The following is a 19,336-nucleotide window of genomic DNA, read 5'->3' on the forward strand; positions in this document are numbered from 1 at the left end:
AATCGGGGCGTGTTTCGCGCACGCTACGCTGTCGTGACCATGCCCGCAGTCCCGCTCGGAACCGTGTCGGGCCTCGTCCTGGCCGCCGGGGCGGGGCGGCGGTTCGGTGGACCCAAGGCCCTCGCGCGCACTCCCGCCGGCACGCCGTGGATCGCGCTCGCCGCCCGAGCACTGAGCGAGGGCGGATGCCACGACGTCACGGTCGTCCTCGGCGCCGAGGCGGACGCGGCGAGCGCCCTCGTCCCCACCGGCGTCTCGATCGTGCGAGCCGAGGATTGGGCGACGGGGGTCGCCGCCTCGCTGCGCGCGGGGCTGGGGGCGATGGCATCCGGTCCGTCGATCTCGGTCGTGGTGCTGCCCGTCGACACTCCCGACGTTCCTCGCGCTGCCGTCGCGAGGATTGCGCGTCGAGCGAGCGCGGACGCTCTCGTGCAGGCGACCTACGGCGGGGCGCCCGGTCACCCGGTGCTTCTCGGCCGCGATCACTGGGGGCCGGTGGCGGCCTCGATCCGGGGCGACATCGGCGCGCGCCCGTACCTCATCGCGCAGGACGCGCAGCTCGTCGAGTGCGGTGACCTGTGGTCTGGCGTCGACCACGACGAGCGCTGAGGGGCGCTCGCGCGCGACGTGTCACGGTCCGGTCACGGGCGCGGATGAATTTTGACGCGGCTATAGACAAAACCCCCTCCGGTGGATATTTTTTCGGAGCCGTCATAATTCGACGGACCAGAGTGCCGGGAACGAAGACGTACCCGATCCGACGCCGGGGAGGGCGCGGGTACGGATCGAAGGGTCCCTGCTGTTCAGAGAGGAACGCAGATCACATGCTGAAGAAAATCCTGACCGGTGCGGCCATCGCCGCACTCGCCGTGGGCCTCGGAGCGTGCAGCTCCACGCGCCCGGCGGACGGCGGTGGAGACGCCGCAGGTGGCGGATCGACCGAATGCAACGTCGGCATCGCCATGCCCACCCGCAGCCTCGAGCGTTGGATCAACGACGGCGAGCAGCTGCAGAAGAAGCTCCAGGATGCCGGGTGCACCGTCGACCTGCAGTACGCCGACAACAAGACCGACCAGCAGATCAGCCAGATCCAGAACCAGCTGTCGGGTGGCGCGAAGATCCTCGTCATCGCCGCGATCGACGGTTCGACCCTGGGCCCGGTGCTGCAGGAGGCCAAGTCGCAGAACGCCAAGGTCATCGCGTACGACCGTCTCATCAACGGCAGCGAGAACGTCGACTACTACGCCACGTTCGACAACTACAAAGTCGGAACGCTTCAGGGCCAGTACATCGAGTCGAAGCTGGGCCTGAAGGACGGCAAGGGCCCGTTCAACCTGGAGCCCTTCGCCGGAAGCCCCGACGACAACAACGCGAAGTTCTTCTTCGCCGGCGCGTGGGACGTGCTCAAGCCCTACATCGACAAGGGTCAGCTGGTCGTCCCCAGCGGCAAGTCGCCCGCCAACGACGACGCCTGGGCGTCGATCGGCATCCAGGGCTGGGCGTCCGACAAGGCGCAGTCCGAGATGGACAACCGTCTCTCGTCGTTCTACGGCAACGGCAAGAAGGTCAACGTGGTGCTCTCGCCCAACGACAGCCTCGCCATCGGTATCGAGGCGTCGCTGAAGTCGGCCGGATACACCCCCGGCGCCGACTACCCGATCATCACGGGTCAGGATGCCGACAAGGCCAACGTCAAGGCGATCCTCGACGGTGCGCAGGCGATGACGGTCTGGAAGGACACCCGTGCCCTCGGTGACCGGGTCTTCACGATGATCCAGGAGCTGAAGGACGGCAAGGAGGTCGAGGTCAACGACACCAAGACCTACGACAACGGCAAGAAGGTCGTCCCCTCGTACCTGCTGACCCCCGAGGTGGTCACCAAGGACGACGTGCAGTCGAAGCTCATCGACTCGGGCTTCCTGAAGGCGTCCGACGTCGGACTCTGATCCACCCGGCGGCGGGGCGGGTTCGCCCGCCCCGCCGCTCCCCGTGCCGCCCCCGGGCGGCGGAGCCGAAATGCCGCCCCACCGGCGGCGGAGGGACAAGCACACACCATGACCGAACCGATCCTGCGTATGTCGGGGATCTCGAAGTCGTTCAACGGGGTTCCCGCCCTGGCCGATGTGTCGATCGACGTCTACCGCGGCGAGGTCCACGCCATCTGCGGTGAGAACGGCGCCGGAAAGTCGACGCTGATGAAGGTGCTCAGCGGGGTCTATCCCGCCGGCAGCTTCGAGGGCGGCATCACCCTCGAGGGCGAGCAGATGGCCTTTCGCTCCATCAACGACAGCGAGGCCGCCGGCATCGTCATCATCCACCAGGAGTTGGCGCTCAGCCCGTACCTCTCGATCGCCGAGAACATCTTCCTCGGCAACGAGAAGTCGCGTCGTGGCGTCATCGACTGGAACGCGACCAACTCCGCGGCGGCCGAGCTGCTCAAGCGGGTGGGGCTGCGCGAGAACCCCGCGACGAAGATCTTCGAGCTCGGCGTCGGCAAGCAGCAGCTCGTCGAGATCGCCAAGGCCCTCGCGAAAGAGGTGAAGCTCCTCATCCTCGACGAGCCCACCGCCGCCTTGAACGACGACGACTCCGCCCACCTGCTCGATCTGATCGACCAGCTGCGCACGCAGGGCATCACCTGCATCATCATCAGCCACAAGCTCAAAGAGGTGCTGCGCATCTCGGATCGCATCACCATCATCCGCGACGGCCGCACGATCGAGACGATGCACCGCTCCGACGCCGACACCGACGAGGGCCGGATCATCCGCGCCATGGTCGGCCGCGATCTGAACAGCCTCTTCCCGCCGCGCGAGCCCGACATCGGCGAAGAGCTCTTCCGCGTCGAGAACTGGACCGTCCACCACCCCGTCGACACCGAGCGCGTGGTCATCGACGACGCCTCCTTCATGGTGCGCGCCGGGGAGATCGTGGGTTTCGCGGGCCTCATGGGCGCCGGTCGCACCGAACTCGCGATGAGCATCTTCGGGCGCATGTACGGCACCGGCATCTCGGGCGAGGTGTACAAGAACGGGCAGCAGATCGACGTCCGCACGGTGGATGCCGCGATCAAGCACGGCATCGCCTACGCCACCGAGGACCGCAAGAAATACGGTCTCAACCTCATCGGCGACATCCAGGTCAACGTCTCGGCCTCCGCTCTCGCCCGCCTCGCCCGCCTCGGTGTGGTCGACCGGTACCGCGAGTACAAGGTCGCCGATTCGTACCGCTACAAGATGAACATCAAGGCGCCCAGCGTCGCCGCGATCACGGGACGCCTCTCGGGCGGCAATCAGCAGAAGGTCGTGCTGTCGAAGTGGATGTTCACCGGGCCCGACGTGCTGATCCTCGACGAGCCCACCCGCGGCATCGACGTCGGGGCCAAGTACGAGATCTACGGCATCATCAACGAACTCGCGGCCCAGGGGAAGGCCGTCATCGTCATCTCGTCGGAGCTGCCCGAGGTCATCGGCCTCTCCGACCGCATCTACACGATCTCCGAGGGGCGCATCACGGCCGAGGTCAGCCGCGACGACGCCACGCAGGAGAACCTCATGCGGCACATGACCGCCGGAAGGAACTGACAGCAATGGCCACCGCATCCACCCAGACGGTCGAGGCACCGACGCAGCCGGGACCGCGACGTCGCGGCATCCTGTCGCGCATCAACTTCCGACAGTTCGGCATCCTCGCCGCTCTCGTCATCATCATCGTGCTCTTCCAGGTGCTCACCGGCGGTCGCCTGCTGATGCCCGGAAACGTCAACAACCTCATCCAGCAGAACGCCTACGTGCTGATCCTCGCGATCGGCATGGTGATGGTCATCATCGCCGGCCATATCGACCTGTCGGTCGGATCGGTCGTGGCCATGGTGGGCGCGATCGCGGCGATCGCGATGAACCAATGGGGTCTGCCCTGGTTCGTCGCCGTCCTGCTCTCGCTCGTCGTTGGCGCTGTCGTCGGTGCGTGGCAGGGCTTCTGGGTCGCGTTCGTGGGCATCCCCGCGTTCATCGTCACCCTGGCGGGCATGCTGCTGTTCCGCGGTCTCACGCTCGTCCTGCTCACCGGCGGCACCATCAGCGGCCTCCCCGACGGCTTCACGGCGATCGGCGCCGGCTGGCTGCCGCCGTTCCTCGGCTACCTCGGCAACTGGGACGCGCTGACCCTTGCGCTCGGCGCCATCGCCAGCGTGCTGCTCGTCGTGCAGCAGCTGCGCACCCGCGCGACGCTCCGCCGCCTCGAGCTGCCGCGCGAGGTCGCCTGGTCGTTCTGGGCGAAGAACGTCGTCGCAGTCGTCGCGATCATGGCCACCGCCTTCACGATCGCCGCCTACAACGGCACCCCCATCGTGCTGATCATCCTGGCGGTCCTTGTGCTGGCGTACACGTTCGTGCTCAACCGCACCACGTTCGGTCGCCACATCTACGCCATGGGCGGCAACCTCTTCGCGGCCGTGATGAGCGGTGTCAAGACGAAGTGGGTCAACTTCTTCATCTTCGTCAACATGGGTGCCCTCGCGGGTCTCGCCGCCGTGGTCAGCACTGCGCGTGCCGGTGGTGCGGTGGCCTCGGCCGGTCAGAACTACGAGCTCGATGCGATCGCTGCGGTGTTCATCGGTGGTGCGGCCGTCCAGGGCGGTATCGGAACGGTCGTCGGCGCGGTCGTCGGTGGTCTGGTCATGGGTGTGCTGAACATGGGTCTGTCGATCCTCAGCGTCGACGCCGCGTGGCAGATGGCCATCAAGGGCATCGTGCTGCTCCTCGCCGTCGCGTTCGACATCTTCAACAAGCGGCGCAACGGCGGTGCGTGACCGGATGGGGAGCCCGGTCACCCGGCCGGCTCCCCATCCCGGCCGCTCCGGCCGTCGGCCGCGTCGCGTCGCTGTGCGTCGGCCGCGTGAACACTCCGGTCCCCTCGATGGGATGATGGGGGAGGTGCGCCTCTCATGACCCCTGCCGTGTTCGAGCCCGCAACCCCGCTCGCGCCGCCGGCTGGCCGTACGACGAACGACCTGATCCGTCAGCAGAACCTCTCGTCCGTCCTGTCGCTCCTCCACTCCCGGGGAGCGCTCTCACGCGCCCAATTGGGCGCCACGACCGGCCTCAACCGCTCCACGGTCACGGGTCTCGTCATGGAATTGACCGAGCTCGGCCTCGTCCGCGAGGCGCCCAGCGGGGAGCGCACCGGCAAGGTCGGTCGACCGACTCTCGACCTCGAACCCGAAGACCACGTCGCCGCCCTGAGCGTCCGCGCCGAACCGCACGCGGTGACCGTGGCCCTGGTCGGCCTCGGCGGGGTGGTGCACGCCCGTCTGCGTCACGACACCGCCACTGCGCCGGCGCCGAAACGGTTCGTCCAGATCGTCGCCTCGTCGGTCGAGGCGATGCGCGCCGACATCGACCGCCACTACCGCGTGGTCGGGGCCGGGCTGGCGGTCCCCGGACTCGTCAACGCCAACGGTTCCGTCCTCGTCTCGCCCACCCTCGGGTGGAAGCGCGATCCCGTCGCGGCGCGTCTGAGCGACGAGCTCGGGATGCCGGTGGCCGCCGGCAACGACGCCAGCATCGGCGCCCTCGCGGAGTCGCGGTTCGGCGTGGGCGTGGGCGTCGGCAACCTGCTCTACCTCGGCGGCGCGATGCACAGCATCGGCGGCGGTCTCATCATCGACGGCACCCTGCTGCGCGGGACGTCGGGTTACGCCGGAGAGCTCGGCCACACCGTCGTCGACCCGCGCGGACGCCCGTGCGTGTGCGGACGCCGCGGGTGCCTCGAGGCCGAGGTCAGCCTCGACCTGATCGAACCGCTGCTGGGGCGCCGCAAGCTCGACGAGGACGAACTCGATGTCGAGCTCGGCGTCGCCCGCAATCCCCGCGTGATGACCGAGGTGACGCGCCAGGTCGAGATGCTCTCGCTCGCCCTGACGAACTTCGTCAACGCCTTCGCCCCTGAGACGGTCGTGCTCTCGGGGTATCTCGGCGCGCTGCTGTCGGTCAGCCGCGAGAGACTCGCCGACGCCGTGCGCGTGCATCCGCTGGGCGCCGAGGGCCGCACGATCCGTCTCGAACGCGCCCACCTGCGCTCGCGCCTCATGCTCGTGGGCCCCGCGGAACTGGCCTTCAGCGACCTGTTGGCCAACCCCGCCGGCTTCCGCGGCTGACCCCGCTCCCCCGCACGCAGCGCGCGTTGCGGCCGCAGCGTCCGAATGCCCGCGTCCTCCCGTGAGTGTCCAAAACACCCGGACGAATTTCTGCGGCGTCCGGGTTTCTTGGACACTCGACGCTGGTGGCGCGGGCGCACGTTGCGCGCGGTCGCACGTTGCGCGCGGCGACGGGACGCCTGACGGCGTTTCGGCGACGAGGAGGCGATCAGCCCCCGAGCACCACGTTCACCGGCTCCTCGCCGCGGTGCAGGCGCTCGATCTGCTGGCGCACCAAGCGAGCGATGCGGGGGCGCATGGCATCCGTCGCCCCTCCGACGTGCGGGGCGATGAGCACGCCGTCGAGGCTCCACAGCGGGTGGCCCTCGGGGAGGGGCTCCGGGTCGGTGACGTCGAGGGCAGCCCGGATGCGGCCCCGGCGCACGTGGTCGACGAGCGCGTCGGTGTCGATGAGGGGGCCGCGACCGACGTTCACCACGAGCGCGCCGTCGGGCAGGGCCGCGAGGGCGCGGTCGTCGATGACGTGGCGCGTCGCTTCGCCGCCGGGGAGCGAGGCGACGAGGATGTCGGTCTCGGCCAGCACCTCGTACAGCTTGCCGAGGGGAAACACCTCGACCTCGTCCTGCAGGCGGCCGTGCGAGGCGACGGCGCGGAGGTCGACCTCGAACGGCTTCAGACGCGCGGCGATCGCGCGGCCGACCCCGCCGAAGCCGAGCAGGGTCACCCGAGCGTCGGCCAGGCCGGGAGCCCCGCCGCCGGTCCACTCGCCGCGGTCCTGCGCGCGCACGACCTCGGGCAGCCGTCGCTGGGCCGCCAACGCCAGGGCGACGGCGAGCTCGGAGGTGGCCGTCTCGTGCACGCTCGAAGCGTTCGCGAACACGATCCCCTCGGGCAAGCGCCCCTCGACGTTGTCGTACCCGATCGACTGGCCCTGGACGAGTCCGACCTCGATCTCGGAGAGGCGCTCGATGACGTTGGCCATCGACATGTACGGGGGCACGACCATGTCGAATCGGTCGTGCGGTGCCGGTCCCGTCATGTCCCAGACCACCACCTCGACGCCGTCGGGCAGCTCGCCCAGGTCGGCGCGGAGTTCGTCGGTGGGCACGGACACGAGGAGGGGGGTCGAGGTCGTCACCGCAGAGACGCTACCCCCGCCGTCTCGGTGGGCGTGGGAGGTTGCGCCCGGCGCCCGATGTGCACACCGACCGGTACGTCGTATGCCAGGTACTCGCGCAGCAGGGCGTCGGCGTCGCGCTCGAACAACCGCCGCGACAGGGCGGCGGCGAGCTTCGTGGCCCCGCCGACGAGGCCGGGGATCTGGTGGCTGAGCATGCCCTGGCTCAGGCGTGCGCCGTGGTTGAACATGTGGATCCGAGAGAGGGCCGAGGCCTCCGGCGTGCTCCGGCTGACGAGACCGAAGTCGTCATCGAGATACGGGAATGCCGCGAGACCGGGGTTCTGCGCCGTGGACGCGGGGTCGAGCCGGTCGCTCCACAGGACGGCATCCGCGGCGACGTTCGCCAGCTCGGGGCGCCGCGCGAGCTCCGAGACGATCCCGGTCGCCGCCAGCACGACGTCGTAGTGATGGATGCCGTGCGGCGTCGTCACGGCGATCTCGCTGCCCGTCCACTCCACGCTCTGCCACGGCGACGAGGTGAGGAAGCGGAAGGAGTCGAAGGCGTGGGCGCGCCAGAGGGCGTTCTGCGTGGCCGGTTGGTCGACCTCCGACAGGTGCACGTTGAAGGCCCACTTCTGCTGGTCGGTGAACGAGCCGTAGTTCTCGATGAGGCCGGCGAACTCCATCCAGCGGTAGGGGCTCACCTGCGGCATCGCCGGTCGACGCATGTGCACGTCGACACTCGCCGCTCCGTGCTCGAGAGCGGTCGCGGCGTTGTCGAACGCTCCCGTGCCCGCGCCCAGGATGCCGATGCGCAGCCCCGCGAGCGCCTCGAAGTCGATGGCGTCGTGCGTGTGATGTACGCGCTCGGCGGGAAGCTCGCGCAGGAGGGCGGGGATGTGTCGACCACCGGCCCCCTCGATGCCCGTGGCGAGCACGACGTGCTGTGCGGGCAGCATCCACTCGCCGTCGGGCCCGTCGAGGTGCATCTGGATCGGGCCGTCCGCCGTGGTCGGTGCGAGCGACCGCACGCGGGTGGAGGGCACCACCGTCAGGGCGGAGACTTCTCGGTACCACCGCAGGAAGCCCTGCCACGCAATCGTGGGGAAGTACTCGATCGCGTCCCACGCGTCGATGCCGTACACGGCCTCGAACCAGGCCCGCGGGCTCACGGCGGGAGTGCCCCAGGTGGGCCATGCGATGTCTTTCGGAGTGCGCAGCGTGTGCATGCGCGCGTAGGTGGTCCAGGGGCCCGCCGCATCGGCGGGGGCGGCGTCGATCACCACGACGTCGTCGATCCCACGGCGTCGGAGGCCGCGGGCCAGAACGAGTCCGGCTTGCCCCGCGCCCACGATCACCACGGGACGGATGCCGTCCCGCGCACCGACCCACGAGCGTCCGTCGCCCGCGCTGAGGGCGCTCTGGTGCGCGGCCTCGCGTTCGAGGGCCGCGAGGCGGGCGTCGGAATCGGGGAGCGGGGTGAGCACGCTCACTCCCCGTCGATCACGACGCGAACGCCGAGGGTGTCGTCGAAGCGGTGGTTGTGGTGGTCGGTGACGTTGGTGTCGTCGAGCTCGAGGTTGACGAAGTCCATGCTCGGCTCGGCGAAGAAGGGGCCCGCGTGCCAGGTGCCCTTGCGCATCGTGATGGCCCTTCGCGGCGGGATGCGGAAGGCGCGGAGATCGTCGAGCGCCGGGGCCTCGATACCGGGGGCGGCGACGGCGATCGTCCACTCGACGTCTCCGACGGCCATGAGCGTCTGCGTGGTCTCGAGGTGGCGGGTGACGCGCACGAACTCCGGCGTCTTGTCGTCGAGGTGCATGAGGTAGAAGCGCGGGATGCCGTTCGACACGTCGAGCACGGCTTCCTCCGCGGTGAAAGGAGTGCCGTCCTCCATCGGCGTCAGGACGACGCCGAAGGGGTCGAACGACGCGGGGGTCACGGTTTCGGCGGTGAGGCGGTGGACGGTGAGGGTGTCGGACATGGCGGCTCGCTTTCGTGGGGTGATCCGACCGTACACTTGTCCAACAAGCATCGAATCAACTTGTCCGACATGTTCACCGCGCTGTTACGCCCGCGAAACGCTCACGAGCGCACCCGGCGGATCAGGGCGTTGCGCAGTCCCTCCGGCGCGGGCAGCTGCACCTCTCGCGACCAGTACCCGATCGCGTCGTCGGCACCGTATCCGCAGTAGGTCATCTCGATGACCGGCGTGCCCGGCGAGCTCGACAGGAGCCGTGACCTCTCGGCATCCAGCCCGATCGCCTCCATCCACACGGTCTCCCACGCGACTCGTACGCCGTTGGCGGCTTCGGCGAGATCGAAGACGGGGCGGTGCGCGTCGAGCGTGGCGTCGCGCTGCAGGGGGACGAGGTCTTCCGCCAGGGCGTAGGGCGCTCCGTCGGCGCGCCACATCTTCACGGTGCGCAGGACCGAGGTGCCGTCGGGCAGGTCGTCGAAGCGGTGCGAGCCGGGGGTCAGCTCGAGGCGATCGGACGACACGAGCTCGAGTGACGGCTCATAACCGGCGGAGCGGATCGAGAGGGAGTGGTCGAACTGCTGGTCGATCCGTCGGCCCACCCCCGCGAGGCGACGGTTCGGAGTGGTGCGCGCGCCCTGCGTGCGGTGCACGTATCCGCGCTCTTCGAGGCGCACCAGCGCTTCGCGCACCGAGTTGCGGCTCGCGCCGAGCATCTCGGCGAGGCGCGGTTCGGAGGGCAGCGCCGCTGCCTCGCTGCTCCACAGGGCAAGGATGCCCTCGATGATCGGATCGGGATCGGGTACGCGCACGGACTTATCTTCCCCGATGGATACCGGGACGATCGCCCCGGTGGGGCAGGGGAGTCGCGAACGCCCCGAACGAAACCGCGGGCGGGGTCAGGCGGCGGCGCCCACGACGGCGGCGATGGCCGACGTGAAGAAGCCCAGACCGTCGACGCCCGAGCGCATCGCCGCCGCGGTGCCCGGGCCGAAGCCCGGCTCGACCGCGTGCTCGGGGTGCGGCATGAGGCCCACGACGTTGCCGCGCTCGTTGGTCAGGCCGGCGATGTCGTCGAGCGAGCCGTTGGGGTTCACTCCGACGTACCGGAAGGTCACGAGGCCCTCGCCGTTCACGCGCGCCAGGGTCTCGGCATCCGCGATGTATCCGCCGTCGGCGTTCTTCAGCGGGATGACGATCTCGTCGCCCTCGGCGAAGTCGCTGGTCCAGGCGGTCGAGGCGTTCTCGACGCGCAGGCGCTGGTCACGGCGGATGAACTGCTGGTGGGCGTTGCGGATCAGACCGCCGGGCAGCAGGTGCGCCTCGACCAGCATCTGGAAGCCGTTGCAGATGCCGAGCACGGGCATGCCCTTGCCGGCCGCGTCTTTGACCTCGGCCATGATCGGCGCGAACGCGGCGATCGCTCCGGCGCGCAGGTAGTCGCCGTAGCTGAAGCCACCGGGCAGTACGAGGGCGTCGACGCCCTTCAGGTCGTGCTCGCCGTGCCACAGGGCGACGGGCTCGCCGCCCGCGAGGCGGATCGCGCGCTGCGCGTCGCGGTCGTCGAGGGAGCCGGGGAACGTGATGACCCCGATGCGAGCGGTCACTCGACGACCTCGATGTTCACGACGTCTTCGATGACGGCGTTCGAGAGCATCTCGTCGGCGAGCTCACGGGCTCGCGCGAGCGTGGCCTCGTCGACCTCGCCCTCGACGGTGAGTTCGAAACGCTTGCCGATGCGCACGTCCGAGAAGCGGTGCTCGCCCAGACGCGACAGGGCGCCGGCGACGGCCTTTCCCTGCGGGTCGAGGAGCTCGGCCTTGGGCATGACGTCGACGACGATGGTGGGCACTGCAGCTCCAAGAGTCGGGTGGCGTTGTGAAGGCCAGTCTACGCGAGCCGTCGACGGCGCCCGCTACGGCCGACCGGGCCGAGCGAGCAGGACTTCATAACGATCTCACAGCGTCCTCTTGACCGCATGGGAGCGATCCCATAGCGTCGTCCCCGATCGGTGAGAGCGCTCCCACGCGATGTCGCAGGGAGCTCTCCAGAGCGCCGGTCAGCACCCACCACAAAGGAGTGATCTGTGAAAACTCGTGCCCTGCGCCGGGTGGCTCTCGTCGCCGCCGTCGCATCGACTTCCGCCCTCGTCCTCGCCGGCTGCTCCGGTGCCGGGGGCTCCGCCTCGGGCGGCGACGGCGAGGTGACCCTCACCGTCGCCACCTTCAACGACTTCGGGTACACCGACGCGCTCCTGCAGGAGTACATGGACGCCCACCCGAACGTGAAGATCGTGCACAACAAGGCCGCGACCAGCAACGAGGCCCGCGAGAACTACTTCCAGAAGCTGGGCAAGACCGGCCTCGCCGACATCGAAGCCATCGAGGTCGACTGGCTGCCCGAGGTCATGGAGTACGCCGACCTGCTGGCCCCCGTGCCCGACGACCTGAAGAGCCGCTGGCTCGACTACAAGGTCGAGGCCGCCACCAGCCCGGAGGGCAAGCTCGTCGGCTACGGCACCGACATCGGGCCCGAGGGCGTCTGCTACCGCTCCGACCTCTTCGCCGCGGCGGGTCTTCCCACCGACCGGGCCGAGGTCGCCACGATGCTCCAGGGCGACTGGTCGACCTATTTCGCCGCGGGCGACACCTACGTCGCCGCGACCGGCAAGGCCTTCTTCGACTCGGCCGGCGGCACCTACCAGGGCGCGATCAACCAGGTCGAGGCCGCGTACGAGAACCCCGACAACGGCGAGATCACCGCCACGAGCAACCCCGACGTCAAGAAGATCTACGACCAGGTGCTGAAGGCCAGCGCCACGCAGTCGGCGCACCTCGGCCAGTGGTCGGACGACTGGTTCGCGGGGCTCTCGAACGGCGCCTTCGCCACGATGCTCTGCCCGGGCTGGATGCTCGGCGTCATCGAGGGCAACGCCCCCGAGGTGAAGGGATGGGACATCGCCAACGTCTTCCCCGGCGGCGCCGGTAACTGGGGCGGCTCCTACCTGACCGTGCCCGGCAACGGCAAGAACGTCGAGGCCGCTCAGGAGCTCGCCGACTGGCTGACCGACCCCGAGACCCAGGTCACGGCGTTCGAGAACGCGGGCACCTTCCCGAGCCAGACCGATGCCCTCAAGGCGGACGCGCTGCTCAGCAACACGAACGCGTACTTCAACAACGCCCCCGTGGGCGAGATGCTCTCCGAGCGCGCGCAGGCCGTGAAGGTCTCGCCGTACAAGGGGACGTTCTACTTCCAGATCAACGACGCCATGCAGAAGGCGCTCACGCGAGTGGAAGACGGAACGCAGGACGCCGCGACCTCCTGGAAGCAGTGGGCGACCGAGGTCGACGCCCTGTCCTGATCCGCAGCGAGCGGATGCCGGGGCACTGTTCCGCGGGCCCCGGCATCCGTCCCGCTCGTCTCGAGGAGGAGACATCATCGTGACCAGCACACTCGAACGGCCCACGCGGCCGGCGCAGCCCCCGGTCGGGGAGCGCCAGCCGCGGCGCCTCGGCTTCGGTCGGCGCCGCAGCGCGTGGGACCTGAAGCTCTCGCCGTACCTCTACATCTCGCCGTTCTTCATCCTGTTCGCGATCACGGGTCTGTTCCCCATCGCCTACACGGCGGTGATCTCGTTCATGGACTGGGATCTCGTTCGCAACTCGGGCGAGTTCATCGGCTTCGACCAGTACGCGTGGGTGCTCTCGCAGCCCAAGTTCTGGATCGCCCTGCGCAACACCTTCAGCATCTTCCTGCTCTCGAGCGTCCCGCAGCTCATCCTCGCGATCTTCATCGCCGCCATGCTCGACCAGAACATCCGCGCCAAGACGTTCTGGCGCATGAGCGTGCTGGTGCCCTACGTGATGGCCCCTGTCGCCGTCGCCCTCATCTTCAGCAACATGTTCGGCGACCAGTACGGCGTCGTGAACACCACCCTGCAGAACCTCGGCATCCCGGCCGTGCCGTGGCACTCCGACGCCTTCGCGAGCCACATCGCGATCGCGACGATGGTCAACTTCCGCTGGACCGGCTACAACACCCTCATCCTGCTCGCGGCGATGCAGGCCATCCCGCGCGAGTACTACGAGGCCGCGACCGTCGACGGCGCCGGCAAGATCCGCCAGTTCTTCTCGATCACGCTGCCGAGCCTCAAACCGACCCTCGTCTTCGTGATCATCACCGCCACGATCGGGGGTCTGCAGATCTTCGACGAGCCGCGCATGTACGACCAGTACGGCACGGGCGGCGCAGACAACCAGTGGCTCACCGTGACCCTCTGGTTGTACAACGTCGGCTGGGGCGAGTGGAACTTCGGCCGCGCCGCGGCACTCGCGTGGATCCTCTTCCTGCTCATCCTCGCCATCGGCGCGATCAACCTTTTCATCACGCGCTCGCTCGTGCGCGACGACGGTGGCCGCGGCAACGCGCGCTTTCGCCGAGATGCCCGCGCGCAGGCGCGAGCGGCGAAGGCTCGACTGAGGGCGGATGCCGAGACCCCGGCGACCGCGCGGGACACCGACGCGCCCCGAGGCGGCGCCGCACGACAGGAGACCAGCCGATGACCGCCGTAGGCGCCACCCCCCTCCCGGTCGTCGAGCCCGACGTACCCGGTCCCGTCCGCCGCCGCTCGCGCCCCGTACGCGGCTCCCGCCCCGGCTGGGTCGTCTACGCCGCCCTCGGCGCGGTGCTGCTGGCGAGCCTGTTCCCCTTCTACTGGTCGCTGCTGATCGGTTCGGGCGACTCCTCGACCATCCGCGACGCCAACCGGTCATGGATCCCCGGCGGCAACTTCTTCGCCAATGCGGCGTCCGTCATCGGCGACCCCGCGGTCAACTTCTGGCCGGCGCTCGTGAACTCGATCATCAGTTCCGGCTTGATCGCGGCATCCGTGGTCTTCTTCTCGACCCTCGCGGGCTGGGCGTTCGCGAAGCTGACGTTCCGCGGTGGGCCGTGGCTGCTCGTCTTCGTGGTGGCGACCATGGCCGTGCCGACGCAGCTCGGCGTCGTGCCGCTGTACATCCTCTTCAGCGAGCTCGGGTGGACGGGGCAGCTCGGTGCCATCATCATCCCGGCTCTGACGAGCGCCTTCGGTGTCTTCTGGATGACGCAGTACCTGCGGCAGTCCGTGCCGGACGAGCTGATCGAAGCCGCGCGCGTCGACGGTGCGAGCTCGTTCCGCACGTTCCTCACCGTGGGCGTTCCCGCCGCTCGCCCCGCCGCCGCGATGCTCGGTCTGTTCACCTTCGTGAGCGCGTGGAACAACTTCTTCTGGCCGTTCATCGTGCTCGATCGCCAGAACCCTACGCTGCCGGTGGCCCTGTCGCTCCTGCAGTCCAACTACTTCGTCGACTACTCGATCGTCCTCGCGGGCGTGCTGCTGTCGACGATCCCGCTGCTGCTGCTGTTCGTCTTCGCGGGCAAGCAGCTGGTCAGTGGCATCATGCAAGGGGCGGTCAAGGGATGACCCTCGCGCCCACGGAAGGAACCCGAACCATGTCCCACACCCGCTCGTTCCCCGACGGCTTCCTCTTCGGTGCCGCCACCGCGGCCTATCAGATCGAGGGGGCGGCCTTCGAAGACGGTCGCACGGCCTCGATCTGGGACGCGTTCAGCCGCGTGCCCGACGCCGTGATCAACGCCGACAACGGCGATGTCGCGTGCGACCACTACCACCGCTATGCCGACGACGTGCACCTCATGAAGAAGCTCGGACTGCAGACCTACCGCTTCTCGACGTCGTGGTCGCGCGTCCGCCCCGACGGCGGTGCCCTCAACGCGAAGGGCGTCGACTTCTACAAGCGCCTCGTCGACGAGCTGCTGGATGCCGGAATCCTGCCCTGGCTCACCCTGTATCACTGGGACCTCCCGCAGGCGCTGCAGGACACCGGCGGCTGGACCGTGCGCTCGACGAGCGAGAAGTTCACCGAGTACGCGCTCGACATGCACGACGCGCTCGGCGACCGCGTCAACGTGTGGACCACGCTCAACGAGCCGTGGTGCTCGTCGTTCCTCAGCTACACCGCGGGCATCCACGCACCCGGGCACTACTCCCAGGCCGAGGGCATGCTCGCCGCACACCACCTGCTGCTGGGACACGGTCAGACCGTTCGCGAGCTCCGTGCGCGCGATTCCTCGCTGAACCTCGGGCTCACGCTCAACCTCACGGTGGCGGATGCCGTCGACCCGACGAACCCCGCCGATCTCGACGCCGCGCGCCGCGTCGACGGGCAGTTCAACCGGTGGTTCCTCGACCCGGTGTTCCGCGGCGAGTACCCGGCCGACATCATCGCGGACTTCCGCGAGACGGATGCCGAGGCCGTGTCCCGCTGGCAGGAGGCCGTGCGGCCCGGCGACCTCGACATCATCTCGACGCCGATCGACTCGCTGGGCGTGAACTACTACCACGGCGAGTTCGTCGGCGGCACGCCGCCCGAGATCGAGCCTCCCGCGGGTGACGCCCCCACGGTGCGGCCCGTCGGCAAACCGTTCCCCGCGCACGAGAACCTGTACTGGCACGACCGTGGCCTGCGCCGGACGAACATGCACTGGGAGGTGCAGCCCGAGGGGCTCACGCGTCTGCTCGAGCGCGTCAGCGAGGACTACTCGGCTGAGGCCGAGGTCGCCCTCTACGTCACCGAGAACGGCGCCTCGTACGACGACGAACTGAGCACCGTCGGCGATGAGTCGCGCGTGCACGACGGCGAACGCGTGGAGTTCGTCGAAGCGCACCTCGGAGCGGTCCTGGATGCCGTCGACAAGGGCGTCGATGTGCGCGGCTATTTCTACTGGTCGCTGATGGACAACTTCGAGTGGGCCTGGGGCTACGAGAAGCGCTTCGGCATCGTCTACGTCGACTACGCCACGCAGGAACGCACGATCAAGGACTCGGGGCTCGCGTACGCCCGGGTCATCGCGGATCGCGCGCTGGAGCCGGTCGTCGCCCACTGAGGTCGACAGCGAAGGCCCGATCGCATGCGATGTGCGGTCGGGCCTTCGTCGTCCGGTGAGGGTGGGGTGCGGAGGTCGTCGACGGGCGGACGTCGCGGGGATCTGATCCGGATGCCGATGCGGTCGGCGCCCTCCCCGCAGTACGCTCGCAACAGCGCACAACGCGCCTGGCCACCCGAAGCGCGGTGCGATGCCGCCGTCCCGAAGGAGGGGAGCGATGGATCTCACATCCGTTCGGGGTGCCGCCACGATCGAAGAGGTCGCGGCGCGTGCCGGAGTCTCGCGATCGACGGTGTCCCGCGTCGTCAACGGCTCCACCGCCGTCTCGCCCTCCGCCCTCGAGGCCGTGCGCCGCGCCATCGACGAGTTGCAGTACGTCCCCAACCGCGCGGCACGCTCTCTCGCCAGTCGTCAGACCCGAGCGATCGCCCTGGTGATCCCCGAACAGACCGATCGCTTCTTCGGCGACCCGTTCTTCGCCTCGATCGTCGCGGGCATCGGCGAGGTCATCGGCGAGTCCGACTACATCATGAACATGCTCATCGCGAGCGACGACGCGAGCGCCAAGGCGCTCGGATACCTCCGAGGCGGGAGCGTCGACGGGGCGATCGTCGCCTCGCACCACACGAGCGACACCTTTCTCGATCGGGTCGCTGATGTCGTGCCCGTGGTCTACGGCGGACGACCCGCACGCGTCCGCGCGGACGACTACTACGTCGACGTCGACAACGTCGAGGGCGGCCGCGTCGCCACCGCCTACCTGCTCGCCCGAGGTCACCGACGCGTCGCCACGGTGTCGGGGCCGTCCGACATGCCCGCGGGCATCGACCGCCTTCACGGCTTCCGCAACGCCATGGCCGAGGCGGGGCTGGAGCCCGCGGCCGTCGAGAACGGGGACTTCACCGAGATGGGCGGCGCTCTCGCGATGAACCGCATCCTCTCGAGCGGGGTCACCCCCGAGGCCGTCTTCGTTGCGAGCGACCTCATGGCCCGCGGCGTCTATACGGTGCTCCGCGACAAGGGCCTCGAGCCGGGGCGCGACGTCGCCGTCATGGGCTTCGACGACTCGGCGGTGTCCACCGCCCTCACGCCGTCGCTGACGACGGTCCGGCAACCGTCGCTGACGCAGGGCCGGCACATGGCATCCGTTCTTCTCGACATCCTCGCCGGGCGTCCCGCCGCCCACGCGACGATCCTGCCGATCGAGGTCGTGGAGCGCGACTCGGCGTGAGGCTGGTCAGGGACCGGCCGGCAGCCGCAGGTCGATCTCGTAGCCGCCATCGGCGAGAGGGCCGGCGCGGAACGTTCCGCCGAGCATGTGTGCGCGTTCCGAGAGTCCGAGGTGACCGAGGCGCGCCGTCGGTGCGGGATCGGGGCGCGGGGCCGGGGAGGCGGCGTTGCGCAGGATCACCTGCACGCCGCCGGTGTCGGTGCTCGTCGCGGTCACGGTGACGTGCGATCCGGGGGCGTGCTTGCGCACGTTCGTGAGCCCCTCCTGGATCGTGCGGTAGACCGCGCGCTGGGTCGCGGGCGGGAGCCCCTCGCGCAGGTCGATGCGGGCATCGACCTCGAGGTCTGCCGGGTGCAGGATCTCGTCGAGGTGTCGCAGGGTCGGCTGCGGGCCGAGGGGTGCGGCTTCCGGTCCGTCGGCGCGGAGGACGAGGAGCATCTGGCGCAGCTCGGCGAGAGTCGTGGAGGCGAGGGTGCGGATCGTGTCGGCCGTCTCGACGACCTCGGGATCGTCGGCGCGGACCATCAGAGCTCCCGCCTGCACGGTGATGAGGCTCACCTGGTGGGAGACGACGTCGTGCATCTCCCGCGCGAGGTGGGCGCGCTCCGCCGCGACGGCCTCGCGCGCGACGCGGCGGTTCTCGTCGGCGCGGGCGAGGCGCAGTTCGTCGAGGCTCGCCGACAGCCTGCTCTGATTGCGCCGGAGGCGGCCGAGCGCCACCGCGCCTCCCGAGGTCATCGTCGCGTAGACGATGGCGAGCACGTGGTCGTTGACCGAGGTGAAGGTGTCCCACGACAGACCGAGGCCCAGGAAGGTGACGGCGGTCGCGACGACGAGCCAGACCATCCCTGTCGCCGCGCTCGCTACGGTGTACAGGGCGATCACCGAGGCGATCGGCCCGCCGGTGAGGAACAGAGCAGGAAGCGCCAGCGCGAGCGACAGCAGGGGGATCCTCCGGCGCAGCAGCAGGCCCGCGGCCCCGACGAGCGTCAGCACCAGTTCGAGCAGGTCGGTCGTGTACAACCCCAGCACGCCGTCGAGCGCGGCGACAGCGACGAGCCCCAGATCGATCAGCACATCGCGGCGCTTCATCGCGCGTCCTGGTCGCGCAGCAGCCCCGCGCGCTCCGCGACGAGGGCCGCCTGCACGCGCCCCTCGACGCCGAGCTTGCCGAGGATCGTACTGATGTGCGCTTTCACGGTGGCCGGGCTCAGGAACATCGCGGCACCGATCTGGATGTTCGAAAGTCCTCGCCCCAGCTGCACGAGGATCTCGCGCTCGCGCGAGCTGAGCGCGTCCACCAGATCGGTGTCGGCCGCAGGCTCCGGGCGCAGGTACCCGGCCACCACCGCGCGGCTGACGGTGGGTGAGAACACCACCCCGCCGCCGTGGAGGGTGCGCACGAGCTGGGGCAGCTGACGCGGGTCGGTGTCTTTCACGAGGAATCCCGCTGCGCCCGCATCGAGGGCCGACGCGATGTGATCGTCGGAGTCGAAGGTCGTCAGGATCGCCACCGTCATGTCCCACCCCGCCCGGCGGATGTCGCGCAGCACCTCGAGGCCGTTGCGTCCCGGCATCCGGATATCGAGGAGCACCACGTCGGGGCGCGCCTCGGCGAGCACCTCCATCGCCTGGACCCCGTCGGCGGTCGCCACGACCTCGATGTCGTCGGCGGCGCTGAGGATGTGCGAGAAGCCGGAGCGGATGAGCGCTTCGTCGTCGATGACGGCGACACGGATGATCGGGGAGGCGAAGGATGCCATGCGACCAGGCTAGGGACTCCGGGCGCCGTCGAGGCAGGGGGGGCGACGCCGATCTACCCGACCGGACGCGATCGGTACCCGTTCAGCCCCGGGGTCGGGGCATGCCCGTCGAACAGACTGGCTCCCGTCCCGTTCTTGA

The 19,336-nt window shown here is 69.3% G+C and carries 18 protein-coding genes; 10 read left to right on the top strand and 8 right to left on the bottom strand.

What is annotated here, in order from left to right; translation table 11 throughout:
• Window positions 1–39 precede the first annotated feature (39 nt).
• The 5 genes from NE358_RS01135 to NE358_RS01155 all read left to right on the top strand — a co-directional run bounded on the left by NE358_RS01135 (window position 40) and on the right by NE358_RS01155 (window position 6,157).
• On the top strand, window positions 40–609 hold the full coding sequence (locus NE358_RS01135; protein WP_289940622.1) for a nucleotidyltransferase family protein: 570 nt from the start codon (window positions 40–42) through the stop codon (window positions 607–609).
• A gap of 215 nt (window positions 610–824) precedes the next feature.
• Window positions 825–1,946 (top strand): multiple monosaccharide ABC transporter substrate-binding protein, encoded by a 1,122-nt coding sequence (chvE, locus tag NE358_RS01140; protein WP_103206976.1) that lies wholly within the window; start codon window positions 825–827, stop codon window positions 1,944–1,946.
• A 108-nt stretch (window positions 1,947–2,054) separates the two neighbouring features.
• Window positions 2,055–3,584, top strand: coding sequence for a multiple monosaccharide ABC transporter ATP-binding protein (gene mmsA / locus NE358_RS01145; RefSeq protein WP_103206975.1), 1,530 nt, complete (start codon window positions 2,055–2,057; stop codon window positions 3,582–3,584).
• Window positions 3,585–3,589: 5 nt separating this feature from the next.
• Window positions 3,590–4,810: a multiple monosaccharide ABC transporter permease gene (mmsB, locus tag NE358_RS01150; protein ID WP_103206974.1), complete on the top strand. Its 1,221-nt coding sequence runs from the start codon at window positions 3,590–3,592 to the stop codon at window positions 4,808–4,810.
• 135 nt (window positions 4,811–4,945) lie between these two features.
• Window positions 4,946–6,157, top strand: a complete 1,212-nt coding sequence (locus NE358_RS01155) for an ROK family protein (protein ID WP_103206973.1) — start codon at window positions 4,946–4,948, stop codon at window positions 6,155–6,157.
• Between the two features lie 208 nt (window positions 6,158–6,365).
• Here NE358_RS01155 and NE358_RS01160 read toward each other — a convergent pair whose 3' ends face one another.
• The 6 genes from NE358_RS01160 to purS form a co-directional block, all read right to left on the bottom strand.
• Window positions 6,366–7,295, bottom strand: coding sequence for a 2-hydroxyacid dehydrogenase (locus NE358_RS01160; protein WP_267789124.1), 930 nt, complete (start codon window positions 7,293–7,295; stop codon window positions 6,366–6,368).
• Window positions 7,292–8,770: an FAD-dependent oxidoreductase gene (locus NE358_RS01165; protein WP_141376383.1), complete on the bottom strand. Its 1,479-nt coding sequence runs from the start codon at window positions 8,768–8,770 to the stop codon at window positions 7,292–7,294. Before NE358_RS01165 ends, NE358_RS01160 begins: the two co-directional genes overlap by 4 nt.
• A complete protein-coding gene (locus NE358_RS01170) occupies window positions 8,767–9,261 on the bottom strand; it encodes an ureidoglycolate lyase (RefSeq protein ID WP_289940634.1) in 495 nt (164 codons plus the stop codon). Before NE358_RS01170 ends, NE358_RS01165 begins: the two co-directional genes overlap by 4 nt.
• 101 nt (window positions 9,262–9,362) lie before the next feature.
• Window positions 9,363–10,067 carry a GntR family transcriptional regulator gene (locus NE358_RS01175; protein WP_141376388.1) on the bottom strand — a complete coding sequence of 235 codons (705 nt, stop codon included), beginning with the start codon at window positions 10,065–10,067 and terminating at the stop codon, window positions 9,363–9,365.
• 87 nt (window positions 10,068–10,154) lie between these two features.
• On the bottom strand, window positions 10,155–10,862 hold the full coding sequence (gene purQ / locus NE358_RS01180) for a phosphoribosylformylglycinamidine synthase subunit PurQ (RefSeq protein WP_103206969.1): 708 nt from the start codon (window positions 10,860–10,862) through the stop codon (window positions 10,155–10,157).
• Complete coding sequence (gene purS, locus NE358_RS01185; protein WP_056225673.1) at window positions 10,859–11,107, bottom strand: phosphoribosylformylglycinamidine synthase subunit PurS; 249 nt, start codon at window positions 11,105–11,107, stop codon at window positions 10,859–10,861. The genes purQ and purS overlap by 4 nt, the downstream gene beginning before the upstream one ends.
• A 234-nt stretch (window positions 11,108–11,341) precedes the next feature.
• Here purS and NE358_RS01190 point away from each other — a divergent pair, with 234 nt between their 5' ends.
• The 5 genes from NE358_RS01190 to NE358_RS01210 all read left to right on the top strand — a co-directional run bounded on the left by NE358_RS01190 (window position 11,342) and on the right by NE358_RS01210 (window position 17,434).
• Complete coding sequence (locus NE358_RS01190) at window positions 11,342–12,616, top strand: ABC transporter substrate-binding protein (RefSeq protein ID WP_103206968.1); 1,275 nt, start codon at window positions 11,342–11,344, stop codon at window positions 12,614–12,616.
• Window positions 12,617–12,695: 79 nt separating this feature from the next.
• Window positions 12,696–13,817 (top strand): carbohydrate ABC transporter permease, encoded by a 1,122-nt coding sequence (locus NE358_RS01195; protein WP_174799654.1) that lies wholly within the window; start codon window positions 12,696–12,698, stop codon window positions 13,815–13,817.
• Window positions 13,814–14,719: a carbohydrate ABC transporter permease gene (locus NE358_RS01200; RefSeq protein ID WP_141376390.1), complete on the top strand. Its 906-nt coding sequence runs from the start codon at window positions 13,814–13,816 to the stop codon at window positions 14,717–14,719. The genes NE358_RS01195 and NE358_RS01200 overlap by 4 nt, the downstream gene beginning before the upstream one ends.
• A gap of 29 nt (window positions 14,720–14,748) precedes the next feature.
• On the top strand, window positions 14,749–16,203 hold the full coding sequence (locus tag NE358_RS01205) for a glycoside hydrolase family 1 protein (RefSeq protein ID WP_116238788.1): 1,455 nt from the start codon (window positions 14,749–14,751) through the stop codon (window positions 16,201–16,203).
• A gap of 217 nt (window positions 16,204–16,420) precedes the next feature.
• Entirely contained in the window at window positions 16,421–17,434 is a 1,014-nt protein-coding gene (locus tag NE358_RS01210) for a LacI family DNA-binding transcriptional regulator (protein ID WP_103206965.1), read from the top strand.
• 6 nt (window positions 17,435–17,440) lie between these two features.
• Here NE358_RS01210 and NE358_RS01215 read toward each other — a convergent pair whose 3' ends face one another.
• A complete protein-coding gene (locus NE358_RS01215; RefSeq protein WP_103206964.1) occupies window positions 17,441–18,526 on the bottom strand; it encodes a sensor histidine kinase in 1,086 nt (361 codons plus the stop codon).
• The gene (locus NE358_RS01220) at window positions 18,523–19,197 is read right to left on the bottom strand and encodes a response regulator (RefSeq protein WP_103206963.1); all 675 of its coding nucleotides are present in this window, start codon (window positions 19,195–19,197) and stop codon (window positions 18,523–18,525) included. Before NE358_RS01220 ends, NE358_RS01215 begins: the two co-directional genes overlap by 4 nt.
• Between the last annotated feature and the right edge of the window lie 139 nt (window positions 19,198–19,336).

It is taken from the genome of Sphingomonas sp. G5 (genome assembly GCF_052660795.1).

Coding starts and splice junctions, on each gene's coding strand:
- NE358_RS01135 (WP_289940622.1), top strand. CDS start 40: ATGCCCGCAGTCCCGCTCGGAACCGTGTCGGGCCTCGTCCTGGCCGCC.
- chvE (WP_103206976.1), top strand. CDS start 825: ATGCTGAAGAAAATCCTGACCGGTGCGGCCATCGCCGCACTCGCCGTG.
- mmsA (WP_103206975.1), top strand. CDS start 2,055: ATGACCGAACCGATCCTGCGTATGTCGGGGATCTCGAAGTCGTTCAAC.
- mmsB (WP_103206974.1), top strand. CDS start 3,590: ATGGCCACCGCATCCACCCAGACGGTCGAGGCACCGACGCAGCCGGGA.
- NE358_RS01155 (WP_103206973.1), top strand. CDS start 4,946: ATGACCCCTGCCGTGTTCGAGCCCGCAACCCCGCTCGCGCCGCCGGCT.
- NE358_RS01170 (WP_289940634.1), bottom strand. CDS start 9,261: ATGTCCGACACCCTCACCGTCCACCGCCTCACCGCCGAAACCGTGACC.
- NE358_RS01200 (WP_141376390.1), top strand. CDS start 13,814: ATGACCGCCGTAGGCGCCACCCCCCTCCCGGTCGTCGAGCCCGACGTA.
- NE358_RS01205 (WP_116238788.1), top strand. CDS start 14,749: ATGTCCCACACCCGCTCGTTCCCCGACGGCTTCCTCTTCGGTGCCGCC.
- NE358_RS01210 (WP_103206965.1), top strand. CDS start 16,421: ATGGATCTCACATCCGTTCGGGGTGCCGCCACGATCGAAGAGGTCGCG.
- NE358_RS01215 (WP_103206964.1), bottom strand. CDS start 18,526: ATGAAGCGCCGCGATGTGCTGATCGATCTGGGGCTCGTCGCTGTCGCC.
- NE358_RS01220 (WP_103206963.1), bottom strand. CDS start 19,197: ATGGCATCCTTCGCCTCCCCGATCATCCGTGTCGCCGTCATCGACGAC.